The sequence below is a fragment of the Sphingobacterium sp. UGAL515B_05 genome (assembly GCF_033097525.1).
GTDB lineage: Bacteria > Bacteroidota > Bacteroidia > Sphingobacteriales > Sphingobacteriaceae > Sphingobacterium.
The window spans coordinates 3,118,963-3,138,244 of sequence record NZ_CP109907.1 but is presented as its reverse complement, the minus strand read 5'-3'; the positions used below and the strand labels follow the sequence as shown (position 1 = coordinate 3,138,244).

Here is a 19,282-nt window from a genome sequence, read left to right as displayed (position 1 = left end):
CTAAATTCATCTTTTTCAACGCTTTTTATCTTAGCCTCAGATTTTATCGAAAACAATTCCGGCAGACAGGCCCCATTCCGATTTCTCCCGTATTAAAACACCTTGTTTCGGGAGACCATACACAGCGGCATAAAACCGCCATATAACTGCATAAAAAAAGCGAGATATCTTAAATATCTCGCTTTTTTTATATTAAGAATTGGTCTGATAAACTATTTTTTATCTAAAATAGTAACTTCCACTCTTCTATTTTTTTGACGTCCTTCCGGACTTTTATTATCTCCAACTGGATTTGATTGACCGAAACCTTTTGCCGTAATGCGCGATTCAGCAACCCCTGAATCTACCAAGAACTTCTTAACAGACGCCGCTCTTTTATCGGAAAGCCACTGATTATACTCAACAGTACCCGTAGCATCAGTATATCCATCAACTTTGATCTTATTATTACTTTCCTTCAAGATCAACGCTAATTTACTAACTTCAGTTTTTGCCTTCTCAGATAGGTAAGAAGAGTTTGTTGGAAACAATAAATCAGACGATATACTAAACTTAATCCCTTCATCAGTTCTTTTCGCATCATTAAAATCCTTCTTCACATTTTTCAAACCATCATCAGTTCCATCTTTTGTTACAACTGCACCTGGATTGACTACAATAGCTTGTTGTTTACAGGAAAATAACGATAAACTTGCACATAAGGTTAAAATTCCCAAATTAATTTTTCTAAGCATGTCGTTTCTAACGTATTTAATATCGATTTAAGCAAGTAAATATAGCGAAAAAAGTCCAATATGACATCCGTTCTACGTCATATCTAACGTAACAAATCTATTTCTTGGTATATACTTTTTCTAAAGTCTTTTTTACCTCAGGAATATTCTCATACAATTTCCAAATCATGCCTGAATTTGCATTCTCGATCATCACGGCAATCGTTGCTTGATTCCTCGCACGATAACTTTCAGAAACATCGTTGTTTTTAATATCAATCCAGCTTCTGAAACCATATTGTGTAAATAACACATCAGCGTATTCTTCGTAAAATTTACGTAATGCTTTTAGACCAATCTCCTTTTCAAATGGGTAAGCTGCAATAGCTATTGCAGGATTCACCAAATACCCCTGATAGGTATCTTCCACATTTTCCACTCCCCAAATATCGGTAAATCGAGTCCCTATACTCATTTCATTATCTCTCCGTTTATAGGCAAGAATATAATTCGATAAATATTTCTTGTAATCTACAAAATCATCTACTTTCCCTTTAGGATCCATAATCAAAAAGGGACGATAGACAGCCATCAATGATTCATTTAAACTGCCGCCTGCAATACTTTTGGCAAAAATAACTTTGTCGTCGGAGTATATCGAAATTCCGGCATTTCCCGTGTCGCCAATTAAAGGGTTTGCACTTATTAAACGCGCTAAAGAATCATTTAATTTCATTTTGAGTTCAGGAGCCAAATCATTGGAGTCATCCCCAAAATACAATTCGTTGCCTTTATGTTTGGTTGCAAATCCATTGATATAAGCTGAAATAGCTAAAGGGTGGGTAGGTGAAGACATCGCCAGCAAATACGTACCCAAACTCTCGTTAAATCCCCCCAAAGGCCTCGATCGAGCTGTACTGTCTACAGGCGACCATTTATTCCAAAGTACATCAGGATTCTGTGCGTCTGTAAAATAGTTCCAATTTATACGTTCCCAGAGCTTCGTAATGTTATTTCTCAACGTCTGTTCCTCAGGATCCTCTTTAGAAAAATATTGGCGGGCGATTAAAAGCGACTCCATGATATGGGAGGTTCCGCGCAAATCGTACGTTGGAATTGAGTCGCGATAAAAAGGCACCCCCGACCGGCCATCGTAAAGCGCCGTAAAGACCCCTTGATGTTGTTGCGCACTGCTCAAAAATTTCACAATCCGTGTTAATCTAGCCAAAAGAGCTTGTCGCGAGATCAAGTTATTCTCTCCTGCCACAAGTAAGCCCAAGATCGCATAACCAGTTTCATTTGTAGATACAATAGCCTGCCTGTTGCCTCGATCAGGCAGAAACATACCACTATTCACATCATAGTTGTCTATAAAATAATTCACATGAGCATTCCGGATAAAATTTAACATCTCCGTATCCGTACCTTTTTTTGTCTGTACCTCCCTAACCTCAGAAAAAGGAGATTCAACATAATTATAGTCTACCCAAGCGATCTTGTAATAATAAGATTTGTTATATTCATTTACTCTATCTAGTGACTTTTGTACATAGATGGGTAAAATTGCTATCGGCTGAAAATTGAGTTTATCTTCCGAACGGTAGATTTTGACATAGCGAATACTTGGTGTTAGCGGCAATTGCCAGACCAACTCGACTTGTTTATCCACGGAACTGATCTTAGATAAGATAGCTGCTGATGACAGTCTTACCTTTGGATAGTTTTTGGGCAAAAACTCTATTTGATCGATAAATAGTTGATTTGTCTGCAGTGCAGTTCCATTCTGTTCCAAAATTAAAGCGGAAACAGGCTTCCCTAATGAAATTCCTACAAATTTAGCGACTGGAATGGAAACATTAAGCCAAGTATCATAAGCAAAATCATCGATATAATTTGCGATATCCACAGCATTTGTCCTCGTATCATTTTGCTGTAAGGTGACTTTTGGCAATTGTCCCTTTTCAGTATTGCTTTGAATAAAAAGCTTAAAAGTTAACTGATCATCCTTGGCAATTAAATAGGGAAATTTCTGTTTATCGTTTAAAATACTTGCCTCCCATTTACCATTAGGAGAAGAAACGTACCGCAAAGAAAGCGAATTGCCTGGCGTAAAAAACAAACTATCGGAAACCGGTAGGCTATAGCTTACATTTTGGATCCATGATTCACCAGTATAATGAGCGATACTCTTCGCATAACTCCCGTTGATAACACTATTGTCAAATAAAACCTCAGGATAACTTTCTGATCGAACAAGTGTAGGTAAGATCAGTAACAAAAGAAAGTAAAAATATTTTTTCAGCATAAGTCAACATTTTTCACAGGCCTACAATCAAAAACTAAGCCACCAGTACGATTATAACGCAAATGTAACAAAGGAATTCCAATGATATTATCCTCCCTAATTTTAATTTCAGAAAAAATGCGCTAAATTAGCCCTCTGAATATTTTCATAAAATAGATATATGAAAACCACGTTTGATTTTGAAAAGCCAATTGCAGACTTGCAATTGCAAATTGAAAAGGTAACTCAAGTTGCCGAAAAAACTCAAGTTGACATGAGCGCAACCGTTCGTGAGCTTGAAGAAAAGCTTGCTTCTACTGAAAAAGAAATATACGGCAATTTAACAGGCTGGCAGAACGTTCAAATGTCACGCCATCCGGATCGCCCTCAGACTTATGATTATATAGAGGCTATCTGCGACGAATTTATCGAGTTACATGGTGATAGAACCGTTAAGGATGATAAAGCGATTGTCGGTGGTATGGCTTCTATTGATGGTAATGCCGTTATGATCATCGGTCATCAAAAAGGTAAAAATACCAAAGAGCGTCAATACCACAACTTTGGAATGGCCAATCCTGAAGGCTACCGAAAAGCCCTACGTTTAATGAAAATGGCTGAAAAGTTCAATAAACCTGTGATCACTTTAATTGATACGATGGGTGCTTATCCAGGACTTGAAGCTGAAGAACGCGGACAGGGTGAAGCGATTGCACGTAACCTCATGGAGATGGCTGTATTGAAAGTTCCAATCATTTGCGTTGTTATTGGTGAAGGAGCTTCAGGTGGAGCTTTGGGTATTGGCGTTGGAAACAGAGTCTACATGATGGAACATACCTGGTATTCGGTCATATCACCTGAATCTTGTTCTTCTATCCTATGGAGAAGCTGGGATCATAAAGAAAAAGCCGCTGAGGCATTAAAATTGACTTCAGAAGACATGTTGGGTAACGGCTTGATTGATGGTATTATCCCTGAACCGCTAGGTGGTGCTCACCAAGATCCTGCGGCAGCAGCGGCTAATCTAAAAAGCCAGCTGTTGAAAGATCTTGCAGAATTGACGGCAAAAGATAGCGATACATTAGTTACTGAAAGAATTGACAAGTTTAGTAAAATGGGCGTGGTAACTGAATAATGTTATCAATACCAGCCTAAAAAATAAAAAAGTCAGCAATTAGCTGGCTTTTTTTATGGCTATTCTACATCAAAAATATGTCTCCTCGTTCCAAAAAACAGCCTCCATACAAACCAATCCTATCCGCAAGTTTCCTAAAAGGCTTTTTTAATAAAAAATAATTCAGTAATTTTTAAATAGTTACAACTTTAATCAATAAAAAAGACAAAAACATTTTGCACAAATAACTTATTTTTCTACCTTTGCATCACTTTCAAAAACAGAAAGGATTCCGTAGCTCAGCTGGTAGAGCAATACACTTTTAATGTATGGGTCCTGGGTTCGAATCCCAGCGGGATCACAAAAGAAAAGCTAATCTTACGATTAGCTTTTTTTGTTTTAACAGTCAGCCAGCCATTCTTTTGCCGTTGCGTATTTTTCAATTCAACACAATTTTTTCTAAATTTGGATTAATAACTCAAAGACCATCATGCAAACTCAATTGGACTTATTGAAACAGTTGAAACAGCTTCAGCAGCTTAGTGATGAAGAGCAAATTGAATTGTCTAAAATATGTAAACCATTATTCCTTCCAAAAAAGGCCAAACTTACAACAGCGGGCAATAAATTTGACTCTATTTTTATACTCACTACAGGTTTACTACGTTGGTATTTTTATTCGGATGATGGCACAGAAAATAATGTTTTTCTAACCTCGGAAGCAGACGATGCTATTATCGTCGGAATTCCCGAGCATTACTCCGATCAGCGGGAAACCAAATATACCGTTGAAGCGGTTTTGGACACTCAATTGTTGTTATTTTCAAAAGATAGCTTTGAAGAGCTAGCTTTTCAATACAAGGGGATTTTCCAGTTTTACATCAAATCGTTAAAAACGATTATTGATGCATTACGAACTCGCACAGAACAATTGTGCAGTGATTCTCCAAGCGCCCGCTATGAAGTTTTTTTAAAAGACCGTTCTTATATCACCAGGAATACAAACCGAAAATATATCGCCAATTTCCTCGGCATAACACCGAACTCCCTATCTCGATTAACAGCCCGTATACATAAAAAAAATCCACCAAAAAAGTAACTTAGGAATACTTTTTCAGCGTTTATTCGTTCTAATTTTGCTTCGTCAAAAAAGCTGTAAAACAGCCTTTTGTCTAAAAGTATAATTTAAAACGAAAAACAAAATGAACAACTTTTCTTTAAGAATAAGCACATTGGGCCTATTCCTAATCTTAACAAATCATGTCGTCAATGCACAATCCAAGAACGTTGAAAACATCGGAATCTACATAACAAATGAAATGTCATTTTTGAATATGACGACCTCACAAACAGAACAAGTGTATCAAATTAACCTTCACGCAGCAAATACACTTGAAAGTTTAAATAATGAAAGTAAAGCTCAACATCTAACCCATGCCGAGGAAATCGATGGTCTGATAAAAATTCTAAAACAAAGAAACATCGCTTTACAAGAACTTTTATCACCGACTCAATTCGAGATTTTTAAAGAAAATAAAATCGTAAGGGCAGCTACTTTTAGAACAATGGCCATGAATAAAATGCTGGAATTAACCCAAGATCAGTTGGATCCTGTTTTCGATATCAATCAAAAGACAGCTGAGCATGTCCGAAACGAACTTGAGGCTTATTTATCGGCCGATAGCAAGAGGAGCAAAAGGAAAGCGCAACATAGATTACAGCAAACATTCAAGAAAACAGATCAGGCATTCGACAAGATACTAAGTCCCCAACAAGCTGCAATCTACCATGAAAATGTTGAACTTCTGCGAAATGTCATTCGAGAAGAATACAACACAAACGATTCGTTTTAAATCATGCTTTCATGATACTCGGCTTTATCTTAACTGATATCGCCGAGATTTTTATCATTCAATTTTATTTTATAATGCAAAAATTACTAACAACATTGTGTTTAATCATGCTATGCAGTGTATCACATGCGTCTACTGGAGGTGCTGAGGATACAATCGCAGATATAGCATCATGGTTTATCATATTAATTTTACCTATCGCAGGGATTGTCCTCTTTTGGAAGGTTCATATTTACCCAGAGAAAATAGCTGAAAGGAAAAATCATCCGCAGCTAAGCGCAATAAAAAGCATGTGCTTGCTTTCATTGATTTTTGGAGGGTTACTTTGGCCAGTTGCTTTAATTTGGGCAAACTACGATTACAAAAAAGAAAAATTACCTTCAACAGATCTGGAGGAAACAGCAAAGCCCTCAAAGGACACAAACTGATCAATTAAAGAATCGTATCCGATTACAACAAAAAATTACAAAGAATAAAGTTATGTTAGAATTACTAATAGGTATATACGCTGGTATCTGCTGGCTGCTCATCAAAAAACTAAAACTTATCCCCTGGAACTTCAATACGCAGATTATTGTATTCTCCTTGCCAATCTTCGGATCAATTGCACTTATTTTGAGCCTCAACTATTTTTGCCCCATTACATCTGACGTCAAAGTAGGCAACCGGAGTGTGGATATTACCACACAAACTTTGGGAAAAGTAAAAAAAGTATATGTTAAAACTAATCAGGAAGTAAAAAAAGGAGATACCTTGTTTACCATCGATCCCGTCCCCTATCAGCAAGAAATTAATTCTTTGGAAGCTCAGTTAAGCAATGTGAAATCTACCGTGTCATCTTACAATTTGGATATTGATGCTGCTCGTAAAAACATCACAAGCCTACAATACCAACTTAATTTGATCAATAAAAGAATCAAACAGTACCAAGAATTGGTCGATGCAGGCGCTGCCAACAGATTTGATCTGGAACAAGCTACTGCAACATCACAAGACCTGCAATCAAGAATTAATGCCGCTCAAGCACAAAAATCGTCTCTAGAAACCAAATATAACGCTACGCATCATGGAGAAAATGCTTCTATAGCGGAACTTAAGGCCAAACTAGAGCAGGCAAAATGGAATCTTTCACAAACGGTTGTCTTAGCTCCCACAGACGGCTTAATTCCAAATGTACAATTAAATGAAGGCGCAATGATGGCTCCTTTTAAATCGGCTTTTGTCTTGATCCAAAAACAACAATCCGTCATCGCATTTTTCTCTCAAAATGAATTAGAGACTGTTAAAAATGGAGATGAAGTAGAGCTAGCCTTAAAAACAGCGCCTGGAAGAGTCGTGAAAGCAAAGCTGGATTATGTAGTTGATGCAACGAGTCAAGGTATCATGAACAATGCCGGAGGGCTACTTGGAGGGAATTCAACCACTTCGGGAATCCCAGAAACGGCAAGGCAATTACCAGAAACTGATGGAAAGCTCATCGCAAAATTTGTCCTGGACGAAAACGAACAGTTATTGACAGTCGGCTCCCGAGGAACTGCAGTTATTTACTCAAAACATATCAAACCATTACACCTTATCCGAAAAGTGATGGTACGTGTTAGCAGTAAACTCAATTATCTAATCCCTAAACTGCATTAATATGTTAAAAAAAATAAGTATTGTTGGCAGTCTTTTCCTAAGCCTGACTTCCTGTATCGGTTACAAAAGTGCAACACCTGATAAAATAGACAGTCTAAAAAACTCGAGTACGATCATGGCCAATACAGAGATTCCCGCCAAATGGATTCAAGAGAAGAATCAAGACCAGCCTAGTTTTTCATACGCATGGATGAATACATTATTGACGCTTGATCTGGAGAATTTAATTAAAGAGGGTATTGCCCATAATGCCGATATCCTTATTTCAAAAGAAAAACTGAATCAAGCAGAACTAGCCATGGATATCGCTGGTAGTAGCCTTTATCCAACCGTCAATGCCTTGGCAAATACTAATAACAATCTTGTTAGCGGTAGTCACATTGGTAATCTGCAATTAAAAACCAATTGGGAGCTTGATCTATGGGGGAAAAATAAATCCGCGGAGATGGTTGGTGTGAGTCAGTATTTTTCGGCACTAGCACAACAGAAAATGCTAGAACAGTCGGTTGCAGCTACAATTGCTAAAACATATTATCTCAATATTGCAGGACAGTATCAAGAACAAAAAATCAGGGACTTTATCGCTAAAACGGAAGATTTAAAAAAAATTCGTGCTATTCAGAATAAAGTCGGAACGGCTAATATGCTAGACCTGTCAAGTATCGAAAGTGAAATTATTCTTTTGAATTCCTATCTTGAGAAAATAAAAAATGGCAACGCGCAATCAAGACGGAGTTTAGAAATATTATGTGGAAAATACCCCGAAGGATTAATTAAAGTATATTCGAAATTTTCGCCATTGAAAGAAGATATCCCCACTAATTTCCCGCTCAATATTTTGGAGAAAAGAGCTGATATCATGGCACGTCAATTCCAAATAGAATCTAGCTTTTATGAAGTACAGGAAGCCAAAGCAGCTAGATTACCCGCTATTAATATCGGCGCTTCAGTGGGAGCTGCGGAAACGAATGTAGATGGTATCAGCAACTTATTCTCTAATCCACTAATCAAAATCGGCGGAGGCCTTACTACTCCCATTTTCAATGGTGGAAAATTAAGAAAAAATGTAGAAATAAAAACGGCCAGACAAAAACAACTGGTCGAAGAATATGCAAAATCAGTACTACTAGCCTTCAATGAAGTTGAATCTGCTTTGGCAAATCTAAGCTCTATCGACAAGCAAGTCGTTTTACAACAACAAGCAATTTCTGCCTTAGAACAGAATATAGCTTTAACAAAAAAACAGATTGATGTCGGGAGTAGCAACAACTTCGTGTTACTTCAAAAACAAAGGGATCTCATAAAAAAAGAAATGAATACTATCGACCTCCATTTGCAACAACGCATAGAAAGAATTAATTTGTACATGGCACTTGGGGCTAACGGGCACCTTAGATAGATCATCTCATTCGTGGAATCGCTTTTTTAATATTCATTCAATGAGATAAAACAAAAAAAGCTAATCTTACGATTAGCTTTTTTTGTTTTAACAGTATTTGAACCCGAAAGAATTATCGGAAGGTTTTGATCGGAACATGTTAATCTACTTCCCAAAATGCTTTATTACCCCACGATAACGATCGTTCTGTTACCTAAGCGTAGTCTTTTTTTTTAGCTGTAACAAATTAGGATCAAGTAGGAAAGAAATTCGCTCTTATTACAATGCTTGTTCAGTGATGGTTCAGTGATTGTTCAGTGCTCGTTCAGTGATGGTTCAGTATAAACTGACTAATGACTGACTAATTACTGTCTAAAGATTGATTGAAAACTGGTATTAGCTATAAGCTGGTATTAGGATATATCATTTTTGATATTTATCTCTATCATCTTATCATCAAGAAATTGTGGCAATCACCAAAATTGATCTTCTCAAGGTTCGGAAATGGGCGGGTTAAAGCACAAACACAGCAATCAAATCAATATTGCTCATGCCAAAAGACTTCAATCCATCGATCAGCGAGGCCTCCAAGAAAGTACCTTTAGTAAGAAGAATAGAAAAGCCAGAATTTCCTTGAAATAATAATCATTAGCCTTAAGTGAACGTTTCATCATTAGGCTAGACGATATGATTAAACGTGGCTATTTGATCGCTATGGAGCTGATCACCTTGGCGGCAATAGCTTCATAATCATTATCAAAGTGGTGCCCTCCAGGTAAGATTTCTACAGGTGCTCCTGTATTTCTAAACTTCGTTGCAATCTCGCTATCTTCCCCGAAACCAAATATACACAGTTTATGCAGACTGACTTTCTTTAACTCCGCTACCACATCATAAGGTTCGCTTCGATCACCTAAACTTAGCATATCCGCCACATGGATCTCAAAATCGGCCTGATCATCTGGCGATAACAAAACCAATCCAGTGGTCGCTTTTCTTAACTTCTCGGGAAGGCGGTTGGCGATAAAGGGTATCACACAGGCCCCAAAAGAATAACCCATTATCGAAAAATTGATATTAGGTTCCCTTTCCTGAAAATAGGTCAAGATCTCGGACACTTCCTTTGTCGTTTGTTCTGGTGTCTTTGCATTCCAAAAATATTTCTGTGCATCCAAGCCGATCACTTTGATCCCTTTTGTCGCAAAAGTACTGGCCAGCTCCCTGTCGAAACTGGTCCAACCACCATCGCCAGAAATCATAAACATCAATTCCCTTGTAGCGCCCTTGGGTTCCAATATCTCAATAGGCATATCCGTTTTGAGTACACCCGCATTTTGGCTAGGCTGGCCCGCCACCTGCAACTTTTGAAAGGCCATCCGGAACTGGGGCAGCCAATTATCGGCAATGGAGAAACCATGCCCTACTTTGGGCAAGCTGACCAATTGGACATTTCCTATCCCTTTAAGAAAATCTGCTGTGGCGTTAAAGGGGCAGGTCTGATCTTTTACACCATTAAGTACCCAAAACGGAGCGGCCAGCTTTTCGCTACGATCCAGATAATAACTTTTTCCTGGCTTTAAGATATGGGAAGATAATCCACTGCCCTTACAGAGTGGTTTAGCCATATTGATATCCGGACAGAAGCCTAAGGCAATCCCGCCACGAAAAGTACCTGCCGGAGCCTGGGCAATCAAGCCATAGATCAGGGTTGCCCCATAGGAGTAACCTACCAATATGGGTTTCTGATAGCTTTCAAACTGATATTTCTTTTGGAGGGCCATGCTGAGCTGCTCGAAATCTGCAGCTGGATAATAACAATCCTTTTTTGAACGTGCCATTGAAGTAGCAAAATGCTTCGCGTCGATACCCGCGACGAGCGCCCCCTGTGCAGCTAGAAATTTAGCCATATTAATTACCCCAAACTGCCAACCTCCATCTCCAGAAACAAATAACACCAAGGCATTTGGTTTACCTTTCGGGGCGTACATGCTCAGCTTGCCGAAACTTCCATAGGAGAAAGTCTGTTGGGCGATGGCACATTGCGAAAACAACATGATAAAGAAATATAAAATAAGAGATGATCTTTTAGCGGTTTGATCCATGGCAATCCTTCGATAGCGGTTAATATTTACTAGTGTAATTTAATAAAATGCGAATGGATTATGAAAGATATTTCTACGGTATTTTACCTTAAAAGCTATCAGATACTGAGATAGCTCTCGCTTAGATCATGTAGGCGATCCACCTGACCGGAATGTATTTAGCTCTAGCATTTTGAACGGCTCTCGATTCCGCAAGAGGGGATGCTCACCAAGCTCAATACAAATTATTCCGGAAGCAATATGACTTCCAAAAACTTCACCATTTCGGTCCCCGCTATAGTATGGGCATGTAATTCAATCACTTGCTTGCCCTTTGGTAATAGCACCGTACCCAATTCAAGTTGATTGTCATGCAAACTGACAGAAGACGACGGATCTATTGTAAAATCCATATTCTTCCCTCCTAAATTTAAGCCGAGCTTCCCTCCCGTACCTGCAACATCTTTCACATACCGTATAGCCACCTTGAAGCGTCCGCCATTTAACACATTCGTTTCCCATCTCAAACCCTGACTTAAACTAGTCCAACCCGTCACATAGTAGCGATTCCTTTTACCATCCCCAAACTTCATCGGGCTACCTATCTGTTTTGCATAAAAGGTCAGTAGCCGGTTTTTATTGATATTATGATCCACATACATTAAATCAGGATTAATTGGATTCGTTATCGTATCCTTCAATTGCACCACCACAACCAGGTCATCATCCTGAGACGTAATTTGATCTATAGGAATATGTAGTCCATCTTTTTCGCATCTATATTTTCTGATCGTTTCTCCCGACAATAACGAAACAGAATTAACCTTAGCAATCAGTCCGCCGACAATGAGATCATTCCGTAAGGGGCGTTCGAAAATATGTAAATACAAGGTATTTTTACGCTGTGTAATGACTCCCCAGGGCTGACGAGGTAAACGAGATGGTCCAACATCAATGACACTTTCACTATTCCCCCGCATCCACTGTCCTAAGCCCTTTAAAATTTCGACGTCAGCACTGTCGATGCTTCCATCACCCTTGGGGCCAATATTCATTAGAATATTCCCACCCATGGCCCCAGCCTTCGCTAAGAGTTTGATAAAATGAGCAGTCGGTTTATGGCTCTTATCGGTCGACGAATAGCCATAGGATTCATTTGTAGTTGGTATGGCCTCCCAATAAGCGCCAGAAGCAACTGGATAATATTCCTCAGGTCGATCTGCCGTATTCAGATAATCGCCATAATTCTTTTCCTCGGTACGCGCCAATCGACCATTGACTATGATATTCGGATCTGCTGTTCGAATAGCCTTTAAAATTCTCAGGTTTTCAGATAGCGGCAACTTATGAGGTGTATCAAACCACAACAAATCCGGATGATAGCGCTGAATAAGTTCCTCAATCTGTGGAATCGCCTTTTGATCTACATAATGCCTGGCCTTTGTCAACCATTCGGGATGCTTGTCAAACCAATTTGTACCACCCAACAATTTATCCCCACCTGGATTACTGTAATCCCAGTCATTGCCCGGAGCATCCGGATGCTCCCAATCAAAAGCATGCGAGTAATAGAATCCAAACAAAAGCCCATATTTATGGCAGGCTGCTGCTAATTCCGCCAATGGGTCCCTTTTAAATGCGGTGCTTGACAATGAATAGTCACTTGAAAATGCAGAAGGATACATCGCAAAGCCATCATGATGCTTAGCCGTGATGATAAAATATCTCATCCCTGCATTTTTTGCCAACAATACCCATTCCTCTGCATCAAACTTAAAAGGATTAAATCTACGTGCAGAATCAAGATACTCAGTACGTGGGATTTTCATCACACGCATCAGATGCTCCGCATAGCCCCCTCCCGGCCTCCCCTTCCAAATATTTCCATATTGAGAATAAACACCCCAATGAACAAACATACCAAATGAGGCTACCTTCCATTTTTCTAGGCGTTGTTCACGAGTTAATGCAGCTTGTTTCCACCAACCAGTCTCTGCTTCAACAATCGCATTTTTATCACGTGCTGTCGCATCATTAAACATATTTGAAGCCTCATTGCCCTCATTTACATTTTTAATCTGTGCGCTCGAAAACAATATTCCCGAAGAAAGCATAAGAAGAAAAAAACACTTGATTTTAAACATAACTTTGGTTTTATGAAGGTGGCAAATCCAACCTGAAAGATTTCAGGCAGACACCCTTTCTAAATTTATTGAATTATCGTTCCCGGCGACCTAATGGAAGGAATACAGGGGCGATTTTAACTATAATCAAAAATAATCTAAAACTACATTTTATAAGTGTACAATTCGTTCGTTTTAGGGGAAATATTGATCCGAGTCCCAAAAAAGAAAACCTATTCTTTAATAGGATGTTTATATCGTATATACATCTTAATATAAATAAACAGTGATCTAAGCAATAGATTGCTCCATGGTCACCAAAAGATCTTTAAAATATTTTTAACATAATCAGATACAAGCTATCTGTATTTATTGAATATTTGTCTAAAACTTTAAATTAATATGGAAAAACTAACCGCCAAAGCCAGCATCCAAATTCAGAAACCAATCAACGAAGTTTTTGAGGCCATTGTAGATCCTAATAAAATGAATCACTATTTTATAAAATCTTCAACTGGACGTCTAGAGACAGATAAAACGGTAGAATGGACATTTCCAGAATTTCCCGACAGTTTTCCCGTGACAGGAAAAACCATCAACCCCAATTCTTATATCTCTTTTGACTGGAGCGGGGGACTTCCCAATCAACGGGTAGAAATCACACTATCCACATTCGGAGAAAACGCGACGGTCATCAAGATCACAGAACACGAAATGAACAACGATGCAGATGGAATTCTGATTATGATGCGACAAACAGAAGGTTGGGCCAACTTTTTAGCGTGTATGAAAGCCTATCTAGAATATGATATCAATCTGAGAACTGGAGCTTTCGATTTTATGTTCCAAAAATAGTGCTATCTAAAAATAGCTGCTCATCGAATTACTTCAAACACAATATATTCAATTAAAGTTATCCGAATATCCGGCAAAGACTTCAACTATACATGGCAAAAAATAAAACGGCATATACCGAAGCATCTGTCCAAGACTTTATAAAAACAGTTGACGACCCACAAAAACAAATCGATAGTGCAATATTGATACAACTTATGGAAGCCACAACGGGTGAGCCGGCTAAAATGTACGGACCAACGATCATCGGATTTGGAAACTATCATTATACCTATGCAAGTGGGCATGAAGGCTATGCTCCTTTGATCGGATTCAGTCCCCGAAAATCAGCAATCTCCCTTTATGTATTTACCGGTACCGATGAGCACCGACATTTGGTCGATCAGCTAGGGAAATTCAAAATAGGCAAAGCCTGCATATACATCAAGAAATTAAGCGACATCAATATAGAGATACTCCATCAGCTTATGTCCGAAACGATACAGTTTATTGAAAATAAGTATACGAGAATCAAAGAATAACACAAATTATGGCAACGAGCATCGCAACAATAGACGAATATATCAATCAATTTGAAGGGGAGAAAAAAGAATATCTGATCAAGGTGAGACAGCTTATTGCTGGCTTAGTCCCTTCTTCTGCAGATGAAACGATCTCTTATCAAATGCCGACCTTCAGATACAAGGGTAATATCATCCATTTTGCGATGAACAAAAACCATTTGGGCCTCTATCCAGGACCAGCTGCTATTGCGCACTTCGCTACAGAACTCAAAAATTTTAAGACCACAAAAGGTGCGATACAAATCCCCTTGGATCAACCGATTCCAACACAAATAATTACCGATATTGTCAATTTTAATATTGATAAGCTTAAAGACAAACAAGGCCCTAATTGGTACCAAAGCCGAGGGAACTGGCAGGAGGCCGAAGAACTCATGCAGCAAATCATCCTGCGAACTTCCTTAAAAAAGGAATTCAAATGGGGGAGTTACATCTATACTCATAAAGGAAAAAATGTCATCGGTTGGGGCGGCTTTAAAAATTTCTTTTCCCTCTGGTTTTATAATGGTGTATTCTTAGCCGATCCGGATAAACATCTCATCAGTGCCTCCGAAGGAAAAACGAAAGCATTACGACAATGGCGCTTTGAAGACGTTATGGATATGGATGTCGAAAAAATAGCCGCCTATATCCAAGAATCCATCCAAACCATTGACGAGGGAAAAGAGCTCAAACCAACGAAATCTCCAACGAAGCCCCCCACTGGCCTATTATTAGAAGCGCTACAGGCAGATCCGACCTTCGGGAAAAGTTTTCGGGCTTTAACACCAGGAAAACAGAAAGAATACGTCGAGTACATCGATGAGGCCAAGCAAGAAAAAACGAAACAATCCCGTCTTGAAAAAATTAAGCCGTTGGTCCTCGCTAAAAAGGGCTTGAACGACAAATACAAATAGGTGAACGCTAAAACAAAAAGAAAATGATGAATAATTCAATTATCCCATCCATTTGGTTCGATCAAAACGCGCAGGAAGCCTTTGATCTTTACTGTCGCATCTTCCCGGAAAGCCATATTAGCAATAGCTCTCCCATCGTTGTTGAAGCTGTCCTAAACGGTGTAAAATTTATTGGAATAAATGGAGGTCCCATATTCAAACCCAACCCCTCCATATCATTTATGGCCATTTGCGAAAGCAAAGAGGAAATTGATCGTATCTGGAATTCACTTGCTGTGGGCGGCAATACCTTAATGCCACTAAACTCCTACCCTTGGAGCCCTTACTACGGCTGGCTGGCCGACAAGTTTGGTGTCAATTGGCAATTATACCTCGGTAAACTAAGCGACACCAACCAACAGGCAATTGTACCAACCTTAATGTATTGCGGAGAGCAACAGGGAAATTGCGAACAAGCTTTAGCATTTTATGCAGAATTATTTCATGATTTTCGAAGCAATGGAATCATGAAATACACAGCAGGTGAATATATCGGATCAATCCAACATACCCAATTTTTAGTCCGGGATTTTACGCTCATGGCAATGGATAGCGGAGTTCCTCAAACTTTCACGTTTAACGAAGGTATTTCACTCACCATCCTCTGTAAAGATCAGCAGGAAATTGATTATTTCTGGAATAATATCACGAAGAAAGGTAAAGAGAGCATGTGTGGCTGGTGTAAAGACGAATTCGGCGTAAGCTGGCAGATCGTACCCGAACAAATTGCAACATTACTTCAGCGACCGGGGGCAAATGAAGCGCTCATGAAAATGAAAAAAATCATTATCCAGGAGCTCATAGGATAATTTCAAGAGGAACCTCAAGCTGAGGATAAGAGCTATGTAAAAGAGTATTAAGAAAAGGGGATGAATAATCCCCTTTTAAGCTTTCACTTGCAATGCCAATGCGTACAATTTCATTTGTTTAATCATGGATAGCAAGCCATTTGCCCTTGTCGGTGACAAATGTTCTTTTAACCCTATTTTATCTACAAAATATAAATCGGCATCAACGATCTCCTTGGCGCTATGTCCAGATAGCACTTTGACCATTAAACTCACCAAGCCTTTTGTGATAATCGCATCGCTATCTGCCGTAAAATACACTTTTCCATCTTTTATTTCCGGGAAAAGCCATACTTTGGACTGACATCCTTTGATGATATATTCATCTGTTTTGTATTGTTCATCAATTAGAGGCACTTCTTTTCCCAGCTGGATGATGTACTCATATTTTTCCATCCAATCCGTAAAGAAAGCAAAATCCTCAATTAATTCATCCTGTATTTCATTAATGGTCATACCTATTTTTTATTAAACCAACATATTGACCGCGCGTTGAATACCGGCGACCAAAATATCTATTTCCTCTTTTGTATTATATACGGCTAAAGAAGCACGAATCGTTCCCGGGATGCCAAACCTATCCATGACAGGTTGGGCACAATGATGGCCTGTACGCACAGCGATTCCTAATTTATCCAAGATCACACCAACGTCATAAGGATGCGTACCGTCGATTACAAATGAAATAACGGAACATTTCTTCTCGGCTGTTCCAATAAACCGCATTCCCGGAATTTCAGCCAACTTCTCCGTAGCGTACTGCAACAAATCGTGTTCGTAGGCCTCGATATTTTCCAGACCTATAGAATTGATATAATCGATAGCCTCGTTCAGACAGATACCGGCCTCAATATTGGGCGTACCCGCCTCAAATTTAAAGGGCAGTTCGTTATAGGTCGTTTTTTCAAAAGTGACCTCTTTAATCATATCTCCACCACCCTGATAAGGCGGCATCGCGTTCAATAAGTCCTCTTTACCGTATAACACCCCAACTCCAGTAGGGCCGTACATTTTATGCCCGGAGAATACCAAAAAATCTACATCAAGCTTTTGAACATCAATCTGTATATGTTGAACCGCCTGTGCAGCATCAACTAACACAACAGCACCATGTTGGTGAGCAATTGAAATCATCTCACGCACAGGATTGATTGTCCCGAGGGAGTTTGAAACATAAGTTACAGCAACTAATTTGGTTTTCTCATTAAACAAATTGCTGTAGGCATCCATATCAAGCTCACCTTTATCATTCATCGGAATAACCCGAATTTTACAGCCCTTTTCATCACAAAGCATCTGCCAAGGCACAATATTAGAATGGTGTTCCATCGCTGAGATAATAATCTCATCACCTTCGTGGATAAAAGCTCTGCCATAACAAGTTGCAATCAGATTAATTCCATCTGTGGTTCCTTTGGTGATAATGATTTCCTTATCTTCAGCAGCATTGATGAAAGCCTGAACTTTTTTCCGAGTCACCTCAAAAGCGTCCGTCGATATCTGACTAAGATAATGTACGCCCCGATGCACATTACTATTCATATCTGTATAATAATGTACAATCGAATTGATAACAGAACTCGGCTTCTGTGTTGTCGCGCCGTTATCCAAATAAACCAATGGTTTACCATTGACCTCTCTCTTCAGAATCGGAAAATCGGCACGTATTTTATCTATATTAAATTTTTCCAACGTCGTCTAAATAATTTATACAAAGTTAATAGTATTTTATCGAATACAGGCTGGCCAATCTGTTTTTTATGTCATTATCAATGTCGGTTTTCCAAGGTATCCTCAGCCAAAAAAGTAATTTCTGGCATTTTAAACAATTATAGTTCGCTTTTATAATTTATTGATGCTATTTAGTTACCTTTGTAATGATATGCAAGAATTACCTCTAAATTTACCAGAAGGCTCACGTAAAGAAGTGATGGCCTATTTGGAACCGTTCATGCTCAATGAGATGAGCGAATACCTGAAGCCTGTTGAAGACATGTGGCAACCTGCCGATTTTCTTCCAGATTCTTCTAGGGACACTTTTTTTGAGGAAGTAAAAGAGTTGCAGGAAAGTGCAAAAGAACTCTCTTATGATTTGGTCGCAGTATTAGTTGGAGACACCATCACCGAAGAGGCCCTTCCAACGTACGAATCATGGTTGACCATGGTAGAAGATGTTGACAAAAACGAACAAGGTGGATGGATGAAATGGGTACGCGCTTGGACGGCTGAAGAAAACCGCCACGGGGACCTGTTGAACAAATACCTTTATTTGTCAGGTAGAATAGACATGCGTCAATTTGAAATGTCTACGCAATATCTTATTCAAGACGGTTTTGATATCGGTACTGGTGCAGACCCTTACCGGAATTTTATTTATACTTCATTTCAGGAATTGGCAACCAACGTTTCCCACCGTCGTGTATCTGGGCTTTCTAAAAAAAGCGGTGATAAACTTTTGGCAAAAATGTGTGGTGTCATCGCATCTGATGAAGCACGCCATGCCAAAGCCTATATGTCTTTTATTTCAAAAGCAATCACAGTAGACCCGAGTGAAGTCATGATTGCATTTGAGGATATGATGCGTAAAAAAATTGTTATGCCAGCCCAGTTCTTAAGAGAAGCAGGCGAGCCCCAAGGAGAAGCATTTGCACATTTCTCTGATGCAGCTCAACGACTGGGTGTATATACTGCCTTAGACTATGTTGATATATTGAAAGACCTAAACAACGAATGGCAAATAGATCAAGTCACAGGGCTGAATGATAAAGGCGAGAAAGCGAGAGATTATCTACTAAAACTACCCGATCGTTTGGCTAGACTGGCTGATCGGATGAAGGTTCCAGAAAAAGATTATAAATTCAAATGGATTTATTGATATAAAAAAAGCTTGATTTAAT

At 39.0% G+C, this 19,282-nt stretch carries 17 protein-coding genes and 1 tRNA gene; 12 read left to right on the top strand and 6 right to left on the bottom strand.

The window, feature by feature from the left end:
- Positions 1 to 212: 212 nt before the first annotated feature.
- The gene (locus OK025_RS12705) at positions 213 to 734 is read right to left on the bottom strand and encodes an OmpA family protein (protein WP_075994015.1); all 522 of its coding nucleotides are present in this window, start codon (positions 732 to 734) and stop codon (positions 213 to 215) included.
- A 97-nt stretch (positions 735 to 831) separates the two neighbouring features.
- Positions 832 to 3,018, bottom strand: a complete 2,187-nt coding sequence (locus tag OK025_RS12700) for a glucoamylase family protein (RefSeq protein WP_317669726.1) — start codon at positions 3,016 to 3,018, stop codon at positions 832 to 834.
- 160 nt (positions 3,019 to 3,178) lie between these two features.
- Between OK025_RS12700 and OK025_RS12695 the strand changes: the two genes are divergently transcribed.
- From OK025_RS12695 to OK025_RS12665, 7 genes are all read left to right on the top strand, one after another.
- Complete coding sequence (locus tag OK025_RS12695; RefSeq protein WP_046671762.1) at positions 3,179 to 4,132, top strand: acetyl-CoA carboxylase carboxyltransferase subunit alpha; 954 nt, start codon at positions 3,179 to 3,181, stop codon at positions 4,130 to 4,132.
- Positions 4,133 to 4,399: 267 nt separating this feature from the next.
- Positions 4,400 to 4,472 (top strand) — tRNA-Lys (locus OK025_RS12690).
- A gap of 129 nt (positions 4,473 to 4,601) precedes the next feature.
- On the top strand, positions 4,602 to 5,210 hold the full coding sequence (locus OK025_RS12685; protein ID WP_317669725.1) for a Crp/Fnr family transcriptional regulator: 609 nt from the start codon (positions 4,602 to 4,604) through the stop codon (positions 5,208 to 5,210).
- 103 nt (positions 5,211 to 5,313) lie between these two features.
- Entirely contained in the window at positions 5,314 to 5,964 is a 651-nt protein-coding gene (locus tag OK025_RS12680; RefSeq protein WP_317669724.1) for a hypothetical protein, read from the top strand.
- An 11-nt stretch (positions 5,965 to 5,975) separates the two neighbouring features.
- Positions 5,976 to 6,392, top strand: a complete 417-nt coding sequence (locus OK025_RS12675; RefSeq protein ID WP_317669723.1) for a DUF3302 domain-containing protein — start codon at positions 5,976 to 5,978, stop codon at positions 6,390 to 6,392.
- A gap of 52 nt (positions 6,393 to 6,444) precedes the next feature.
- The gene (locus OK025_RS12670) at positions 6,445 to 7,602 is read left to right on the top strand and encodes an HlyD family secretion protein (protein WP_317669722.1); all 1,158 of its coding nucleotides are present in this window, start codon (positions 6,445 to 6,447) and stop codon (positions 7,600 to 7,602) included.
- A gap of 1 nt (position 7,603) precedes the next feature.
- Positions 7,604 to 9,001, top strand: a complete 1,398-nt coding sequence (locus OK025_RS12665; protein ID WP_317669721.1) for a TolC family protein — start codon at positions 7,604 to 7,606, stop codon at positions 8,999 to 9,001.
- 680 nt (positions 9,002 to 9,681) lie between these two features.
- On the opposite strand, the gene OK025_RS12660 is transcribed toward OK025_RS12665, so the two are convergent.
- Both OK025_RS12660 and OK025_RS12655 read right to left on the bottom strand, forming a co-directional pair.
- On the bottom strand, positions 9,682 to 11,034 hold the full coding sequence (locus OK025_RS12660) for an AcvB/VirJ family lysyl-phosphatidylglycerol hydrolase (protein WP_317669720.1): 1,353 nt from the start codon (positions 11,032 to 11,034) through the stop codon (positions 9,682 to 9,684).
- Positions 11,035 to 11,306: 272 nt separating this feature from the next.
- Positions 11,307 to 13,205: an alpha-L-fucosidase gene (locus OK025_RS12655; protein WP_317669719.1), complete on the bottom strand. Its 1,899-nt coding sequence runs from the start codon at positions 13,203 to 13,205 to the stop codon at positions 11,307 to 11,309.
- A 381-nt stretch (positions 13,206 to 13,586) separates the two neighbouring features.
- Here OK025_RS12655 and OK025_RS12650 point away from each other — a divergent pair, with 381 nt between their 5' ends.
- The 4 genes from OK025_RS12650 (at position 13,587) to OK025_RS12635 (ending at position 16,346) form a co-directional block, all read left to right on the top strand.
- Positions 13,587 to 14,039 (top strand): SRPBCC domain-containing protein, encoded by a 453-nt coding sequence (locus tag OK025_RS12650; RefSeq protein WP_317669718.1) that lies wholly within the window; start codon positions 13,587 to 13,589, stop codon positions 14,037 to 14,039.
- A gap of 92 nt (positions 14,040 to 14,131) precedes the next feature.
- Positions 14,132 to 14,560, top strand: coding sequence for a DUF1801 domain-containing protein (locus OK025_RS12645; protein WP_317669717.1), 429 nt, complete (start codon positions 14,132 to 14,134; stop codon positions 14,558 to 14,560).
- Between the two features lie 8 nt (positions 14,561 to 14,568).
- Positions 14,569 to 15,498 carry a DUF1801 domain-containing protein gene (locus tag OK025_RS12640; protein WP_317669716.1) on the top strand — a complete coding sequence of 310 codons (930 nt, stop codon included), beginning with the start codon at positions 14,569 to 14,571 and terminating at the stop codon, positions 15,496 to 15,498.
- Positions 15,499 to 15,521: 23 nt separating this feature from the next.
- Entirely contained in the window at positions 15,522 to 16,346 is an 825-nt protein-coding gene (locus OK025_RS12635; RefSeq protein WP_317669715.1) for a VOC family protein, read from the top strand.
- A 75-nt stretch (positions 16,347 to 16,421) separates the two neighbouring features.
- Here OK025_RS12635 and OK025_RS12630 read toward each other — a convergent pair whose 3' ends face one another.
- Both OK025_RS12630 and OK025_RS12625 read right to left on the bottom strand, forming a co-directional pair.
- Positions 16,422 to 16,841, bottom strand: a complete 420-nt coding sequence (locus OK025_RS12630) for a SufE family protein (RefSeq protein ID WP_075994020.1) — start codon at positions 16,839 to 16,841, stop codon at positions 16,422 to 16,424.
- A gap of 12 nt (positions 16,842 to 16,853) precedes the next feature.
- Positions 16,854 to 18,077, bottom strand: a complete 1,224-nt coding sequence (locus OK025_RS12625) for a cysteine desulfurase (RefSeq protein WP_120333343.1) — start codon at positions 18,075 to 18,077, stop codon at positions 16,854 to 16,856.
- Positions 18,078 to 18,267: 190 nt separating this feature from the next.
- On the opposite strand from OK025_RS12625, the gene OK025_RS12620 reads away from it, so the two are divergent.
- Positions 18,268 to 19,260, top strand: a complete 993-nt coding sequence (locus OK025_RS12620) for an acyl-ACP desaturase (protein WP_317669714.1) — start codon at positions 18,268 to 18,270, stop codon at positions 19,258 to 19,260.
- Positions 19,261 to 19,282: the final 22 nt, after the last annotated feature.